Origin of the sequence: Mesorhizobium sp. BR115XR7A, assembly GCF_020165315.1 — a bacterium.
Lineage (GTDB): Bacteria > Pseudomonadota > Alphaproteobacteria > Rhizobiales > Rhizobiaceae > Mesorhizobium > Mesorhizobium australicum.
Map to the genome: position 1 here is coordinate 219,233 of NZ_JAIUHW010000004.1, position 15,494 is coordinate 234,726.

Annotated in this window: 12 protein-coding genes; 8 read left to right on the top strand and 4 right to left on the bottom strand. The window is 63.8% G+C overall.

Annotation, left to right across the window (positions count from 1 at the left end; translation table 11 throughout):
- Nucleotides 1-29: 29 nt before the first annotated feature.
- Complete coding sequence (locus LB557_RS10525) at nucleotides 30-1,475, bottom strand: ABC transporter substrate-binding protein (protein ID WP_141906558.1); 1,446 nt, start codon at nucleotides 1,473-1,475, stop codon at nucleotides 30-32.
- 45 nt (nucleotides 1,476-1,520) lie between these two features.
- Entirely contained in the window at nucleotides 1,521-2,495 is a 975-nt protein-coding gene (locus LB557_RS10530; protein ID WP_015318970.1) for a sugar-binding transcriptional regulator, read from the bottom strand.
- 264 nt (nucleotides 2,496-2,759) lie between these two features.
- On the opposite strand from LB557_RS10530, the gene LB557_RS10535 reads away from it, so the two are divergent.
- Nucleotides 2,760-3,485, top strand: a complete 726-nt coding sequence (locus tag LB557_RS10535) for an MgtC/SapB family protein (protein ID WP_224640923.1) — start codon at nucleotides 2,760-2,762, stop codon at nucleotides 3,483-3,485.
- A gap of 75 nt (nucleotides 3,486-3,560) precedes the next feature.
- On the opposite strand, the gene ftsZ is transcribed toward LB557_RS10535, so the two are convergent.
- On the bottom strand, nucleotides 3,561-4,598 hold the full coding sequence (ftsZ, locus tag LB557_RS10540; RefSeq protein WP_015318972.1) for a cell division protein FtsZ: 1,038 nt from the start codon (nucleotides 4,596-4,598) through the stop codon (nucleotides 3,561-3,563).
- A gap of 472 nt (nucleotides 4,599-5,070) precedes the next feature.
- Between ftsZ and LB557_RS10545 the strand changes: the two genes are divergently transcribed.
- The 3 genes from LB557_RS10545 (at nucleotide 5,071) to LB557_RS10555 (ending at nucleotide 9,613) form a co-directional block, all read left to right on the top strand.
- A complete protein-coding gene (locus LB557_RS10545; RefSeq protein ID WP_224713057.1) occupies nucleotides 5,071-7,131 on the top strand; it encodes a N,N-dimethylformamidase beta subunit family domain-containing protein in 2,061 nt (686 codons plus the stop codon).
- 185 nt (nucleotides 7,132-7,316) lie between these two features.
- A complete protein-coding gene (locus LB557_RS10550; protein WP_015318974.1) occupies nucleotides 7,317-8,015 on the top strand; it encodes a GntR family transcriptional regulator in 699 nt (232 codons plus the stop codon).
- A gap of 242 nt (nucleotides 8,016-8,257) precedes the next feature.
- Nucleotides 8,258-9,613 carry a glutamine synthetase family protein gene (locus tag LB557_RS10555; RefSeq protein WP_015318975.1) on the top strand — a complete coding sequence of 452 codons (1,356 nt, stop codon included), beginning with the start codon at nucleotides 8,258-8,260 and terminating at the stop codon, nucleotides 9,611-9,613.
- Between the two features lie 5 nt (nucleotides 9,614-9,618).
- On the opposite strand, the gene LB557_RS10560 is transcribed toward LB557_RS10555, so the two are convergent.
- A complete protein-coding gene (locus LB557_RS10560; protein ID WP_140661518.1) occupies nucleotides 9,619-10,479 on the bottom strand; it encodes a MurR/RpiR family transcriptional regulator in 861 nt (286 codons plus the stop codon).
- A gap of 151 nt (nucleotides 10,480-10,630) precedes the next feature.
- Here LB557_RS10560 and murA point away from each other — a divergent pair, with 151 nt between their 5' ends.
- From murA to LB557_RS10580, 4 genes are all read left to right on the top strand, one after another.
- Nucleotides 10,631-11,887, top strand: a complete 1,257-nt coding sequence (murA, locus tag LB557_RS10565) for a UDP-N-acetylglucosamine 1-carboxyvinyltransferase (protein WP_224640925.1) — start codon at nucleotides 10,631-10,633, stop codon at nucleotides 11,885-11,887.
- Entirely contained in the window at nucleotides 11,884-12,765 is an 882-nt protein-coding gene (locus LB557_RS10570; protein ID WP_224640926.1) for an N-acetylglucosamine kinase, read from the top strand. Before murA ends, LB557_RS10570 begins: the two co-directional genes overlap by 4 nt.
- Before the next feature lie 168 nt (nucleotides 12,766-12,933).
- Nucleotides 12,934-13,857, top strand: a complete 924-nt coding sequence (gene murQ / locus LB557_RS10575) for an N-acetylmuramic acid 6-phosphate etherase (protein ID WP_224640927.1) — start codon at nucleotides 12,934-12,936, stop codon at nucleotides 13,855-13,857.
- Nucleotides 13,858-13,977: 120 nt separating this feature from the next.
- Nucleotides 13,978-15,489 carry an ABC transporter substrate-binding protein gene (locus LB557_RS10580; protein WP_224582784.1) on the top strand — a complete coding sequence of 504 codons (1,512 nt, stop codon included), beginning with the start codon at nucleotides 13,978-13,980 and terminating at the stop codon, nucleotides 15,487-15,489.
- Nucleotides 15,490-15,494 lie beyond the last annotated feature (5 nt).

Genomic DNA, 15,494 nt, shown 5'->3' on the forward strand with positions numbered 1-15,494 from the left:
CCGCCAAGCAGGCCGGCCCTCGTTGCGACTTAACCGAGGCCGGCTTCCTTGAGCTGGCCGTTGATGCTCTCGGCGAGCTTGTCGAGGCCCTCGTCGACCGGCACTTCCTTGGACACCATCTTCTGCAGCGTCGCCGCCCATTCGGTGGTGAGATCGAAGAACAACGGCTGCGCCGTGAACTTGATCGAGGCGCCGGGTGCCGAGGCGTCGAACATCTCGACATAGCCCGGATAGCTCTTGTTCAGCTTCTCGCGGAAGACCTCATCTTTCCAGACCGACTGGCGGACTGGGTTGACGAAATCCATCTTGGTGGCGCCGAACAGCGCATGCTCAGGTCCGGAGGCCCATTGCATGAAGTACCATGTGGCGTCCTTGTCCTTGGAGAAGTTGGACATCGACAGCGACCAGATCCAGATGTTCGGCGTTGGTGCCTTGGCCTCCGGATTCGCCTTGAAGGCGGCGAAGGCAAGCTTGCCGGCCATCTTGTTGTCGCCACCATTCATGAAGTAGCCAAGGATATCGGCGTCGAAGATCATCGCCGAGGCGCCGGCGCCCAGATCGGTGCCGACCTGGTACCAGGTGTAGGTCGACCAGTCCTTCGGGCCGCTCTCCTGGATCATCTGCACCCACTGCTTGTGGAAAGCCTTGGACTGGGCGGTGTTCATGGCGGCCGACAATTTACCGTCGGCCGACACGTTCAGGTCCTTCTGATCGAAATTGGCGTAGGCCGACAGGAACCCCGGGTGTATGGTCGCCCAGGAGCGCGAGCCGCGCACACCAATGCCGTAGACGCCGCCGCCGACATCCTTGGTGAGCTTGGCGGCAGCGGCCACCATCTCGTCCATATTGCCGGGAACCTTGACGCCCGCCTTGTCGAACATCGCCTTGTTGTAGGTGATGTTGTTCTGCTCGAACCCCCACGGAATGCACCACTGCTTGGCGTCTTCCGATCCCAAAGCTCCGCCCGGCTTGCCGTTCCAGGCGCAGGAATTCTTGACGCCTGGCAGGAAGTCGTCCCAAGCATAGTTCGGGTTGGTCTTGGCCGGATCCTTGATCCATTCGTTGAGGTCGGTGATCCAGCCGGCTGGGCCATAGGTCCAGGTCATGTACGCGCCGGTCATGAAGGCATCATATTCGGGCGAGCTCGCCGACAATGCGGCCGTCACCTTGTCGAAATAGACGTCTTCGGGGAATACGTCGTAGACGACGTTCATGCCGGTCAGCTTCTTGAAGTTCTCAAGATTGGCGATCATGGCGTCGGCATAGGGATGCTTGTTGAGCAAGAGCTTGATGGTCTTGCCCTTATGCGCCTGCCAGTCGAAGTCCGCGGCAAGCGCGCGGGTCTGGCCGAGGTTGAGCAGCGTGCCGGCGGTGCCGGCGGCGAGACCCATGGCACCCAGGCCCTTGATCAGTCCACGACGGTCGACTTGTCCGCGCAGGAAGGCATCTATCAGGTCTTTCTCTTTCTCATGCATTTCGTCTTCTCCTCCACAGGGTAGTTTCAACTGGACTGTTGCCGGCTACCCGACCGGCGTCTCTTCCACGAGCGATCGCGCCGTGCGCTCGTCCGTTATCAGGCCCTTGAGATAGCGCCCCTCCAGCACCGACTTGATTGCGCGAACCTTAATCCTGCCGCCGGCGACGGCGACAATCCGGCGGCTGGCGATATCCTCGCGCGCCAGTGCCAGCGCCCGGTTGGAAACGGTCGTCGCCACTGCCTTGCCGGCCTCGTCAAAGAAATGGCCGAGCAATTCGCCGACACCGCCATTGCGACGGATCTCCTCCATCTCGCCCTTCTCGATCATGCCGGTGGCGACAAGCGAAGCCTCGCGTTCGGCGGTGCCGATGCCCGCAAACAACAGGTCGGCGGATCTGGCGAGATCGAAGACCTCACTAATGCCCTTCTGGCCCAGCAGCACGATGCGGTCCTCCGCCGTGTTGGCGAACATCGGCACCGGCATCACATAGGCTTCGGCACCGGTGCGTTCGGCGAGACGGTGGATGACATCATGCGGGTTGGCCGAGAATTTCCGCGTCAGGCCACCAAGCAGCGAGACGAAACGGATGCGGTCGGTGGTGGTGCGCGGCAGATATTCCACGCAGGCCGCGAGCGTGCGGCCATGGCCGACGCCGATCAGCGCCTGCTCGCCGCGCTCGATCTCGCGCTTGAGGAACTGCGCGCCGGCGATGCCGAGCGCCTTGAGCGGCAGATCCTCGGAATCGAAATCCGGAACCACCTCGCAATAGTCGAGGCCGTAGCGGCGGGACAATTCGTCCTCGAGCTCGACGCATTCCGACACTTCGCCGTCGATATAGACCTTCACCAGGCCTTCCTGGTTGGCCTTGGTGATGAGGCGGTGCGCCTTGAGGCTGGTCAGCCCCAGCCGCTTGGCGACCTCGGACTGGGTCAGGCCGCCGGCGTAATGAAGCCACGCGGCCCGCGCCGCCATGCTGGCATCATCGTCCCGCAAAAGGCCGTTTCCAAAACCAACCACGTTTCCATCCCGGTGATATTTTTATCAGTTGCTGCAAAATTTTTCACACGGATCGGACGAAGTCAAGCGCCACCTTCAAATTGCATGGCGTTTGGTCGGCTGCCGCGCGACGGTTCGCCGGGAACCTCACGAAGGCAAAAAGGTTCTTACATCGACAGCCCGAGGTCGCGACGTACCGGCCAGCCGCAAGCAACGTCGTCAGCGAGGGCGCCGAAATCCTGAGAAAAATGGAGGGCGGAGCACCAGCGCCGCCCTGACAGGGCGATGTTCGAGCCGCTTTGCTGCGATATGCCACTTCATCCGACATGGCCCGATCTTGTCGCCCGGTTGCTGCTTGCGCTGCTGGCTGGTTTCTTCATCGGCCTGAACAGGGAAGCGCGCGGCCACACCGCCGGGCTTCGCACGACCATCCTGGTCGCCCTGGCAGCCGCTGTGGCCATGATCCAGGCCAACATACTGCTTGATACCACGGGCAAGGGAATGGACTTCTTCGCCAGCATGGACGTGCTGCGTCTGCCGCTTGGCGTGCTGACCGGCGTCGGCTTCATCGGCGGCGGCGCCATCCTTCGGCGCGGCGATCTCGTGACTGGAATCACCACCGCGGCCACCATGTGGATCATGACGATGATCGGACTTGCCGTTGGCGGCGGCCAGTTTGGTCTTGCGGCAATTGCGACCGTGCTGACGCTACTGACACTTCAGGTGTTGAAATGGGTCGACCTCAAGTTGCCGCGCGATCACCATGCGATCCTGTCGGTTTCCTGGGCAAACGAATCCCCACCTGACCTTCCGGAGATGGTGCGGCCGCTCGGCTACGGCGCGCGCCTTGCCAAGATCGAGCATGATCCCAGCCGCGACCGCTTCGTGTACTCGTTCAATCTCGAATGGAGACAGTCCGACGCCGCCGAACCCTCGACGGAAATCCTGGCGCTGGTCGCGCGCGAATGCGAGATCGAGCGATTCGAGTTCATCGGCGAGAAGGCGTCCTGAAGAGCAATTTTTCCGCCCCGGGGACGCGGCAGATACCGCGGGTCGCCTGCCCGGGAGGTCAATCGAAGAGAAAGGTTACTGCAAGGTCCGTGCGGCGGACGGCACGGAATGGCCATGTGCCATGCCGGCATCGGCATCACCCTCGCTGAGCGAACGATCGAGGCCCGTCGCCACCACCGAGACCCTGAAGCGGCCTTCCATGCTCTTGTCAAAGATGGCGCCGACGATGATGTCGGCGTCCTCATAAACCTCTTCACGGATGCGCGTAGCCGCCTCGTCGACCTCGAACAGGGTCATGTCCCGGCCGCCCGAAATCGACACCAGCACGCCCTTGGCGCCCTTCATCGACATTTCGTCGAGCAGCGGATTGGCGATCGCGGCTTCCGCCGCCTTCATCGCCCGGCCGTCGCCCGAAGCCTCGCCGGTTCCCATCATGGCGCGGCCCATGCCGCGCATCACCGATTTGACGTCGGCGAAGTCGAGATTGATCAGGCCTTCCTTGACGATGAGGTCAGTGATGCAGCTGACGCCGGAATAAAGCACCCTGTCGGCGATGACGAAGGCATCGGCAAAAGTGGTCTTGGCATCGGCGATCCGGAACAGGTTCTGGTTGGGAATCACGATCACGGTGTCGGCGGCCTCGCGCAGCCGCTCGATGCCCTCTTCCGCCATCTGCATGCGGCGCCTGCCCTCGAAGGTGAACGGCTTGGTGACGACGCCGACCGTCAGGATGCCGGCCTTGCGCGCCGCCTGGGCGATGATCGGGGCCGCACCGGTTCCGGTGCCGCCGCCCATGCCGGCAGTGACGAAACACATGTGGGTGCCGGCCAGATGATCCATGATCTCGTCGAGCGATTCTTCGGCCGCGGCACGGCCGATCTCGGGCAACGAGCCGGCGCCAAGGCCTTCCGTGACGTGCGCGCCAAGCTGGATCAGCCGCGTCGCCTTCGACATGGTCAGCGCCTGGGCATCGGTGTTGGCGGCAATGAACTCGGTTCCCTGAAGCTGTTCCACGATCATGTTGTTGATCGCGTTGCCGCCGCCGCCGCCGACGCCGATCACGGTGATCTTGGGTCTCATCTCGGAGATTTCCGGCTTCTTGAACTCGGCCATGCCTGCTTCTCCTTCGCCAATTGCGTGCGCTTCACGACCCACAAGCAGACTGCCTGCAAGACATTGCAATCGAGCGGCATGACGCGAATCAGTCCGTTCGGATGGGTACCCCAAAAAGCCAGAGAGCGGCCGGACGTGCAAGTGCGTGAAGGTCAAGTTTTGTGATGAAGAGGCCGACCTTCGAGAACGACTGTCCGGTTTCGGACGATCGCGATAATGTCGTCGTCGATCAGGCACCAAGCAGATGCCTGCGACGGATGCCTAGAACTCGCATTGCCGAGGCCATCGATGGCTGAGCGAGATTTCTACGGACTTCATCAGCAAGCAAGGCCGAGGGGATATATGCGCCCTCCAGACCCAAAGGTATGAAAGAATTGTCCAGTTTGCCATCAATGAGAGTGCGACAGCCGGGGAGAGTGCGACAGCCGGGGAGAGTGCGACAGCCGGGATCGCGACGCGGATTTTTGCGGCGATGAAACGCCCCGTCGACCACGGCGCCATGGCCGTCTCAGGCTATACCGTTCCTTGGCATACAGCGGCAGGAACACCAGTCGCCCTCCATGTCTCGTCGTCGCGGCCGGTACGCGACGTGCACGTCGTGCGGCTCGACACGCAAGCGGCCGAGCCGATGGGCTGGCGCGTCGAGCCGACGGGAAATGCCGTGTCCCGTCGCGATTTCGATCACGGATCCTTCCTCAGGGTCGCGGCGGCGGAACTTGCCAAGGCCACCGAGATCGAAGGCGTCGCCTTCGAAGTATACTTGACCCCCAACGATGGCGCCCGCGTGCTGTTCGAAAGCGGAAACCTGCGCCTCGGCTTGCAGGACGGGCGGCTGATATCAGGCGGCGACGGCAACTCGCCCGATAGCGACGTGGTCTTGCCGGCAAACACCTGGCTCAAGGTCGAGATTTCGTCGAACGACGGCGCGACCGTGCTGCGGATCGATTCGGACGATCTCCTGTCGCCGTTTCGCCTGGATCGTCGATTCGACCTGCCGTGGCGGCTCCTGACCGGTGACATGGTCTTCGGCACCAGCACGGCAAACGATGTCAGGTCGCTCAACGCGAAATTCTCGACGATCTCGCTGCAAACCGCGGCTGGCCGTATCGCCTGGACGTTTCCGACCCTGCTGCCGAGAGGCCCGCTCGCCTCGACAGGCACCGATCGCGTCCTCTTCCTGGAAACGGTCAACCAGCCCGCCTTCTGCATGACCTCGCGCCGCTGGGACGGGTCGAGTTTCGACCCCCGGCTGGTGCCGTCGCATTACGACGCCGTGCATTGCCACGACGACGACATGGAGGCGTTGCAGTGGCCGGCCTCATACCAATTGCAGGTTCCCGCCGAGGCGCCCGCCGGGGTCTATGCCTTCGAGGTCGGTCACGATGAAGGATCGGAGCGTATCGTCTTCTTCATCACTTCGTCGGAGCGCCGGGCGCCGTTGTTGTTCCTGGTGCCGACGGCCACCTATCTCGCTTACGCGGACGAATTCCTGCCGGCGCATCTCTACGAATGGATGTGCGAAGATCGCGGCCATCGCTTCGCGATCGATAACAATCTGAAGTCGCTCTACGACTATCACAGCGACCTCAGCGGCGTGTCGATCTGTTCCACCAGGAAGCCCAAGGCGACGCTGCGTGACGACTACAAGTATCCGCTCTGCGGCTGCCCGCACAATCTGCCGGTCGACCTGCATTTTCTACGCTTCTGCCACAACAATGATATCGCCTTCGATCTCATCACCGACCGCGACCTGCACGAACTGGGTCTTGCCGGCCTGCAGGAGTATCAGGCGGTCATCACCGGCAGCCATCCCGAATACATGTCGGTCGAGATGGAGCATGCGCTGCGCCAATTCGCGGCGGCGGGCGGCAGCATCGCCTATCTCGGCGGCAATGGCTTTGCCGGCAAGGTGGCGTTCCAGGACGATCTGATGGAATTGCGCCGCTCGCCGCTCGAGGCGGGCCGGACCTGGGACGGCCCCATCGCCGAACAGTCACTGTCGATTACCAACCAGCCGGGAGGCTACCTGCGCGCCAGCGGGCGCGGCGAGTTCTCGCTGACCGGCGTCGCCATCTCGCTGATGGGTTTCGATGGCGCGCGGCCTTTCACGCGTACGCCGGAAAGCCGTCAGCCCTCGGCCGCGTGGTTGTTCGACGGCGTCACCAGCGAGACCTTCGGCGACGAGGGCATCGTGCTTGGCGGCGCCGCCGGCTACGAGGTCGATGCCACCGACCCGCATCTGGGCACATCCCCCGACACCATGGTCATTGCCCGTGCGACCGGGTTCCCGGACAGCTTCGTCCATGACGCGACGCGCTGGTACGAAGGAGGTGACAGAGAGCGCGACGAGCGCCGCTGCGCGGAGATGACGCTGCGCCATCTGCCCTCGGGCGGCCTGATCTTCTGCGCGAGTTCGGTCGCCTGGTGCGGCGCCTTGCCCGCGGGCGATGCCATGAACGACGTCGGCCGGATCACCAGGAATTTGCTGACGCATCTGGCGCTGGAAAAGAGCGGGCCGGCCCCGGATCGATAGCCGGAAAAGAAGGCAGCCCGCCGCACCGCGCCGGCTCCGGCGGTTGGCTTGCCGCGCAACGACCGAAGCGTCTATCATGCCCGATCAATCGGCGGCTTGGGTGTTCCCGCCGTGCCGGGCCTAAGCTTTGTCCACGGCGCGTGTCGTCAGGTCATTTTCAGAACGGATGAAGGTGCGCCCCGCCAATGGCCGGCAGAACACATTTCGGTTTGACCGCCGTCGACACCGTGCCCTTGCACGAGAAGGTCTATCTGGAGCTTGTGCGAGCCCTGATGTCGGGCCAATTCCTGCCCGGCCAGAAGCTGACCTCGCGCAAGCTCGCCAGGGAACTCGGCACCAGCGACATGCCGGTGCGCAGTGCCTTCATGCGGCTGCAGGCATTGCGTGCACTGAGCCCGATGCCGAATGGCAGCGTCGAGGTGCCGGTGATCTCGGCCGAGCGATTCTCGCAATTGACCGCCGTGCGCACACTGCTCGAAGGCCCGGCGACCGAGCTTGCGACGAAACTGATCAACGGCAACAATCTGCGGGCGATCCGACGCCATTGCACAGAACTGACCCTGACGGCCCGCAAAGGCGATATCGGCGACTATCTCAGGAAGAACCACGATTTTAAGTTCTCGATCTATCGCCATTGCGGCAACGAGCAGATGATCTTCCTGATCGAGACGGTGTGGATGCAGGTCGGCCCGTTTCTCAGAAACCTCGCCGTGGGGTTCGAGGACGACCTCTCCTCCATCCTGGACATCGACTATCACGAGGAAGTCGTTGCCGCGATCGAGGCGCAGGACGGTGCGCGAGCGCGGGCGGCCATCGTTCGCGACATCGACGAGGGTGCTGCCCACATCCTGCGGCAGGTCAGATTCCCGGAAGCGAGGAGCTAGGCCGGTGTCTCCTGCACCCCAGATGCCGCTTGGCTTTCCCTTGCCTTGTCGCTATGTTGCGATCGCAGATCGCGCAATTGGTTCCTGAAATGCCTCCCGACATACCGGCTAACTGCTTGAAAAAATGAAGGAAACTTTTCCGACCGATGTCGGAGGTGCCTTCATGAACTCATCAGCTGCTTTGTCGTAGAAATAGGGTGCTCGCCTCAGACGCGACACCGCAGGGAACCAGAGGTTTGAAATTGGGCGATGCAATTGCGGACGTTTTGAACTGGCTTGAAAGCCGAAGCGACATCCAGAGCCTGAGGGCCGCGGTGTGCGACCTCAACGGCATCATGCGGGGAAAACGCATCCCCGTCGAGCAGGCCCGCAAGGCGCTGGAGGGCAAGCTGCGCATGCCCTACTCGCTGATCGGGCTCGACGTCTGGGGCGAGGACATCGAAGGCAACAGCCTGGTCTTCTCGACCGGCGATGCCGATGGCCTTTGCCAATGGACGGGTCGCGGCATTCTGCCGGTGGAATGGACGGCGCATCCGACGGCGCTCGTCCCGCTCTGGCTCGCCGATGAGAGCGGAGCGCCCTATCTCGGCGACCCCCGGCGGGCACTGGCCCGCATCCTCGATCGCTACAAGGCGCTCGGCCTGACGCCTGTCGCGGCGACCGAACTCGAATTCTACCTGGTCGATCCGCAATCGCAGCGGCCGGTCGGGCCGGTCTCGCCGGTCACCGGGCGGCGCCTCGATTCCGACGCGGCGCTGTCGATCGACGAGATCGACGATTTCGAAGCCTTCATCCACGACATCTATGAAGCCTGCCGCGCGCAAGGCATTCCCGTCGATACGGCAATCGCCGAAAACGGCGTCGGCCAGTTCGAGATCAACCTGAACCATGTCGCCGACGCCTTGCGGGCCGCCGACGATGCGGTGTTGTTCAAGCGCACGGTGAAGGGCATTGCCCGCAAGCACGGCTTTGCCGCCTGCTTCATGGCCAAGCCCTATGGCGACCGCGCCGGCAACGGCTTCCATGTCCATTTCAGCCTAGTCGATGCCGATGGGCGCAACGTGTTCGACGACGGCACCGACCAGGGTTCCGACACCATGCGACACGCGGTCGGCGGGCTGCTGGCGGCGATGGCCGAAAGCACGCTGGTGTTCGCGCCGCACTTCAATTCATACCGCCGGCTGCGCCCGAGATCCTACGCGCCGACCGCGGTCGCCTGGGGTTACGAGAACCGCATGGTCGCGATCCGCATCCCCGGCGGCCCGACCGGCGCGCGCCGCATCGAACATCGCGTCTCGGGAGCCGACGCCAATCCCTATCTGGTGCTTGCCGCCATACTGGGCGCCGCGCTGATCGGCATCGAGAAGCAGATGTCGCCAGGCGACCCGGCGGGGAATGACGGTCAAGGCGTCGCCCCGGCCAAACTGCCGCCGGACTGGGCGTCGGCGATCGCAACCTTTGAAGGCGGGACGCATGTGGCGGAGATCTTCCCGGCGATCCTGCGCGACTCCTTCGTCGCCTGCAAACGACAGGAATTGAATACGTTTGCCCTCAACGTCAGCGATTTCGAGATCGAGACCTATCTCGAAAGCGTCTGAGGCCTTTACGACGAGCGCTCGGCCTTCAGCACCGTGACCGCCGCCTCGCTGTTGTGAACGTAGTCGTTGGCGTCGGGCTGCTTCTGTACCAGCAGGATGAACAGAAGGTCGGTCAGCGTCAGCTGCGCGTCGCGCGCGGTGATGGAGGAAGAGCGCGCGCGTTCCTCGTCGGCGAGGGTGTAGAGGCGGATGTCGGCGACGCGGCTCAGCGGATTGTCGTGCAGGCCGGTGACGGCGATCACCGTCGTGCCACGCTTGCTGGCAAGCTCCGCGATACGCAAGGTTTCGATGCTGGCGCCGGAATAGGACAGCGCGAACAGCACATCGTCAGGCCCGAGCGTCGAGGCGTTGGCCATCTGGATGTGGCTGTCGCTGTCATGCAGCACATTGCGGCCGAGCTTCATCAGCTTGTATGAAAAATCGCGCGCCACCAGCGAGGAGGCGCCGACGCCGACCAGATGGATGCGCCGCGCGCCATCCAGCAGGTCCAGCGTCCTGGAGAGGATGCGCTCGCTGTTGGCGGCGACGGTCTGCTGCATCGACAGCAGCTTGCTGCCGATCAGCTTCTTCAGGATGACCGGAAAAGTATCACCCACCTCGATCGAGCCATGGATGACGCCGGCCGGCACCTGCCAATCCTGCGCCTTGGCCTCGCTGACGGCGAGCTTGAGCTCCTGGTAGCTGGCATAGCCGAGCTTCTGGCTGAACTTGACGACGCTAGACTGGCTGCGGCCGATCTCGGCTGCAAGCGCGGCCGTCGACAGCCGCAGCATCTGGTCGGGATTGTCGATGATATAACGGCCGATCTCGCGATCGCCGGGCGCCATGCCGTCGAGCTCGGCACTGATCCTGCTTAAGACGGACACGGAAACCCCTCGCTCTTCACTGCAAGACGAGGAATAAATTATTCCAATTTTGATTGACAGCCAAGAACGCGGAATTAATTCTCAGCTCGACCCGGGGTCGCTCGGGGATTCCCCGGGCAGGTCACCGGATGTGGCCGTCAAGGTTTCAGCCATGGACAGATTGCGGATCGTCGGCGGACGGAGATTGGAAGGCGCGGTCACCATATCGGGCGCCAAGAATGCCGCTTTGCCGCAGATCGCGGCTGCGCTGCTCAGCCCCTACCCGCTGGAACTGACCAATCTGCCCGATGTGACCGACGTCGAAAACATGCTCGACGTGGTGCGACTTCACGGCGCCGAAATCACCCGGTCCGCCCATGCCGCCACAATCGACACAAGTACCGCCGTTTCCAAGGAGACGTCCTACGACACGGTACGGAAAATGCGGGCGACGGTGCTCGTCCTGGCGCCGTTGCTGGCGCGGTTCGGCCATGCCCGGGTTTCGCTGCCGGGCGGCTGCGCGATCGGCGCGCGGCCGGTCGACATGCATGTCGCCGCACTCGCCGCGCTCGGCGCCAGGATCGCCGTCGAGAACGGCCTGATCGTCGCCTCGGCCCCGAACGGGCTGACCGGCACGCGCATCGTGCTCCCCTCGCCATCGGTCGGCGCGACGGAAACCGCCATGATGGCGGCAACCGCGGCCAAGGGCGAAACCGAGATCCTGAACGCGGCGCGCGAGCCGGAAGTGGCCGATCTCGCCGCCTGCCTCGTTGCCATGGGCGCGCGCATCGAGGGCGCCGGCACGCACCGTATCCTGATCGCGGGCGACACCAGCTGGCACGCCGCCAGGCACGACATCATCCCCGACCGCATCGAGGCCGGCACTTATGCCATCGCGGCCGCCATCACCGGCGGCCAGCTCGAACTGACGCACGCCCGGCTCGAGCACATGGCCTCGGTGGTGCAATTGCTGGAGGCGACCGGCGTCAGCGTCTGGCCAGGCGATCGCGGTCTGATCGTCTCGCGCGACCGGCCGCTCAAGGCCGCCGATCTGACGACGGAACCCTATCCGGGGTTTCCGACCGACCTGCAGGCGCAATTCATGGCGCTGATGTGCTGCGCCCAGGGTGCGTCGCTGCTGCGCGAAACCATCTTCGAGAACCGCTTCATGCATGTGCCCGAACTGATGCGGCTCGGCGCCAACATCAAGCTGCAAGGCACCATGGCGCTGGTGCGCGGCGGCGAGAAATTGCACGGCGCGCAGGTGATGGCCACCGATCTGCGCGCTTCGGTGTCGCTGGTGCTGGCGGCGCTGGTCTGTGAAGGCGAGACGACAATCAACCGCGTCTATCACCTCGACCGCGGCTACGAGCAGCTGGACCGCAAGCTGCGTCTGTGCGGCGCCGACATCGAGCGGCTGGGCGCATGAATACCGAAGCGGATTATTTTCTCGGCGTCGATGGCGGCGGCACCGGTTGCCGCGCCCGTCTCGAGGACGCGCAAGGCACGGTGCTGGGACAGGGCCTGTCGGGGCCGGCGACGACGCGGCTCGGCATCGAGGCAGCCTGGGCCTCCATCGCCAAAGCTTTCGGCGCGGCGATCGAGGAAGCAGGTTTCGCGCCAGCCGAAACCGCCAAGATCCATGCCGGCATCGGCCTTGCCGGCATCGGCCGCAAAGGCGCGCTTGAGGCGTTGCGGGCAATCGCGCATCCCTTTGCCAGCATCGACTTCGTCAGCGACGGCATCGGTGCCTGCCTTGGCGCGCATTCCGGCCGGGACGGCGCCATCGTCATCGCCGGGACCGGCTCGATCGGCCTCGGCTTCGTCGAGGGCCGCGACCTGCGCGCCGGCGGCTACGGGTTTCCGATCTCCGACGAGGGCAGCGGCGCCGACCTTGGATTGAAAGCCGTGCAACTGGCATTGCGCGCCCATGACGGCCGCCACGAGCGCACGGCGCTGCTGGCGGAGGTCATGCAGCGCTTCGCGGGCGACCCGATGGAGGCTGTCGCCTGGATGGACCGCGCCAGCGCCACGGACTATGCCGCGCTTGCACCCATGGTGATGCGCCATGCCGACCAGGGCGATCCCGTTGGGCGCCGCATCGTGCAAGGTGCCGCCGAACAGATCGACACGCTGGTGCGGGTGCTGTTCGAGAAGGGCGCGCCGCGCGTGACGTTGCTGGGCGGCCTCGCCAGCCCGCTCGAACCCTGGCTTTCTCCCGATGTGCGCCGCCGCCTGAAGCCCGCCGACGGCGACGCCGTATCCAGCGCGATCATTCTTGCCAAGCGTTCGGTTCGCAAGGGATAGCCAACGTGGACAGGAATAGAATATTCCAAATCTTTGTTGACGATGTGAATATCAAATTCTAAAAAGTTAACAAAGAAAAACTGCGATGACGGACCCAAGGTCCGTCTGCACTGGTTGCCAGTCGAGCGATGCCGGGCGCCGTGCGGCAGAATTTTTGAAAGCGCTGGGATGACCGAGCAAGGGTTGATGTCTGAGCTGGATCGCTTGGTTTCCGAGGGTCGGAACCCAAGGACCGTCGACATCGATCTGCTGCCGACCCTCGACGTGCTGCGCAGGATCAATGACGAGGACAAGATCGTCCCAGCGGCCGTCGAAAAGGTGCTGCCCGAGATTGCCGCCGCGGTGGACCGGATCGTGCTTGCCTTCGAGAGGGGCGCACGCCTCATCTACATGGGCGCCGGCACCAGCGGTCGGCTTGGCGTGCTCGACGCTTCGGAATGCCCGCCGACATTCGGCGTGCCCGAAGGCATGGTGGTCGGCCTGATTGCCGGCGGGTCCGACGCGCTGGTGCGCTCGCTCGAAGGCGCCGAGGACGACCCGAAGATGGGCGCCAAGGCCCTGCAGGGGATCGGACTCACACCCGACGACGTGGTGGTCGGCATCGCGGTCAGCGGACGCACGCCCTATGTCATCGGCGGGCTGACCCATGCCAGGCAGATCGGCGCAACGACGGTCGCCCTCTCCTGCAATCCGGCATCGGCCATTGCCGGTATCGCCGACATCGCGATCTCGCCGGTCGTCGGCCCCGAAGTGCTCACCGGCTCGACGCGGCTGAAATCGGGAACCGCGCAGAAGCTGGTGCTCAACATGCTGACCACGGCCTCGATGATCCGGATCGGCAAGAGCTACCAGAATCTGATGGTCGACCTGAACCCATCGAACAGGAAGCTGGTGGCCCGGGCGATCAGGATGGTCATGCAGACGACCGGCTGTACCGCGCCGCAGGCGCGGCAGGCGCTCGACCGGACCGGCAAGGACGTCAAGTTGGCGATCCTGGTGACCATCACCGGCCTCGACGTGGACGCGGCGCGGGCCGCTTTGTCCAGGGCCGGAGGGTTCCTGCGAAAGGCGATCGGCGACGAAGCAACCTGAAGCCACTTTAGACAAGACGGCGTCAAGCCGCATAGACTGGGCCGACACTCCATAGCATGTGTGCCTTGGAAGCGGTCCTCGGAAACTGCAAGGCACCGAGTTCAATAATGGGAGACGAGAATGGTTCATCTTACAAGAAGGCTGCTTTCGGGCATCACCCTTGCCGCGATGCTCGGCATCGCGACGGTTTCGGCGCAGGCGGCGACGCTGCACATGGCCTGGTCCCAGGACGCCACCGGGCTTGATCCGCACAAGCAGACGGCCTTTTCCTCGCTGCGGCTTTTGGAGCTGATCTATGAGCCGCTGGTGCGCGTCGACGCCAGCCTGCGGATCATTCCCGCCATCGCCTCCTCCTGGGAGTTTTCGAAGGACGGCAAGGGGCTGACCTTCAAGCTCGATCCCAAGGCGAAATTCCAGGACGGCACCGCCGTGACATCCGCCGACGTCAAGGCGTCGTTCGAGCGCATTCTCGACGAGAAGACCGGTGCCGCTGCCCGCGCCAACTTCCTGTCGATCGCCAGCATCGACACGCCGGATGCGGCGACCGTCGTGTTCCACCTGTCGCAGGCCGACGCACCTATCCTGACGGCGATGAGCGACGTCAACGCGGCCATCGTTCCGGCGACCGAGATCAAGGCCGGCTCGATCGGCACCAGGACGGTCGGTTCGGGCCCGTTCAAGCTCGACAAGTGGGATCCCAACGCCAAGGAAGTCTTGAGCGCCAACAAGAACTGGGCCGGCGGCGCGACCGGCGTCGACGGCATCGAGATCAGTGTGCTGCCCGACGAGGCGGCGATCCTCGCCGCCATGCGCACCAAGCAGATCGATTTCGCCTTGCTCAACGATCCGCTCGTCGCCACGCTGGTGCCGAAGGAAGCCAACTTGCAACTGAACCGCGTGCCGGTGCTGGCCTACAACGTGCTGCAGCTCAACCCGTCGCGGAAGCCGATGACCGAGCTCAAGGTGCGCCAGGCGATCTCCTGCGCCATCGACCGGCAGGAGGTGCTGGACACCGCCGCGCTGGGCGAAGGCAAGGTCACCGGACCGCTGACCATCCCGGCGCTGGCCACCGATCCCAGCCAGTTGTTCTGCTACAAGCGCGATGTCGAAAGGGCCAAGAAGCTGATGGCCGAGGCCGGCTTTGCCGACGGCTTTTCGGCGACGGTGATCGGCGCCACGGGCGAGCCGCCGACGGCAGCGGCCGAAGCCCAGGTCATCCAGTCACAGCTCGCCGAAATCGGCGTCAAACTCGATATCAAGATGATGGAGCTCAACGTCTATGTCGACGCCTGGCTGAAGGGGGATTTCGACATGGCGATCGCGCTCAATGGCGGCCGGGCCGACCCCTATACCATGTACAACCGCTACTGGACCAAATCAGGCAATCTGCAAAAGGTGGCGAACTACATCGACGATACGCTCGACAGCCTGATGCAGCAGGGCCGCGCAGAGACCGATCCGGCCAAACGCAAAGCGATCTTCGCCGAATTCGAGAAGCACCTCGCCGAAATGTCGCCGTGGATCTGGCTCTACACCTCCTACAGCTATACGGCGCAACAGAAGAACATATCCGGGTTCGTGCCGACGCCGACCGGCACGCTGTTCAGCCTGAGCAAGGTGACGATCCAGTAGCTTCG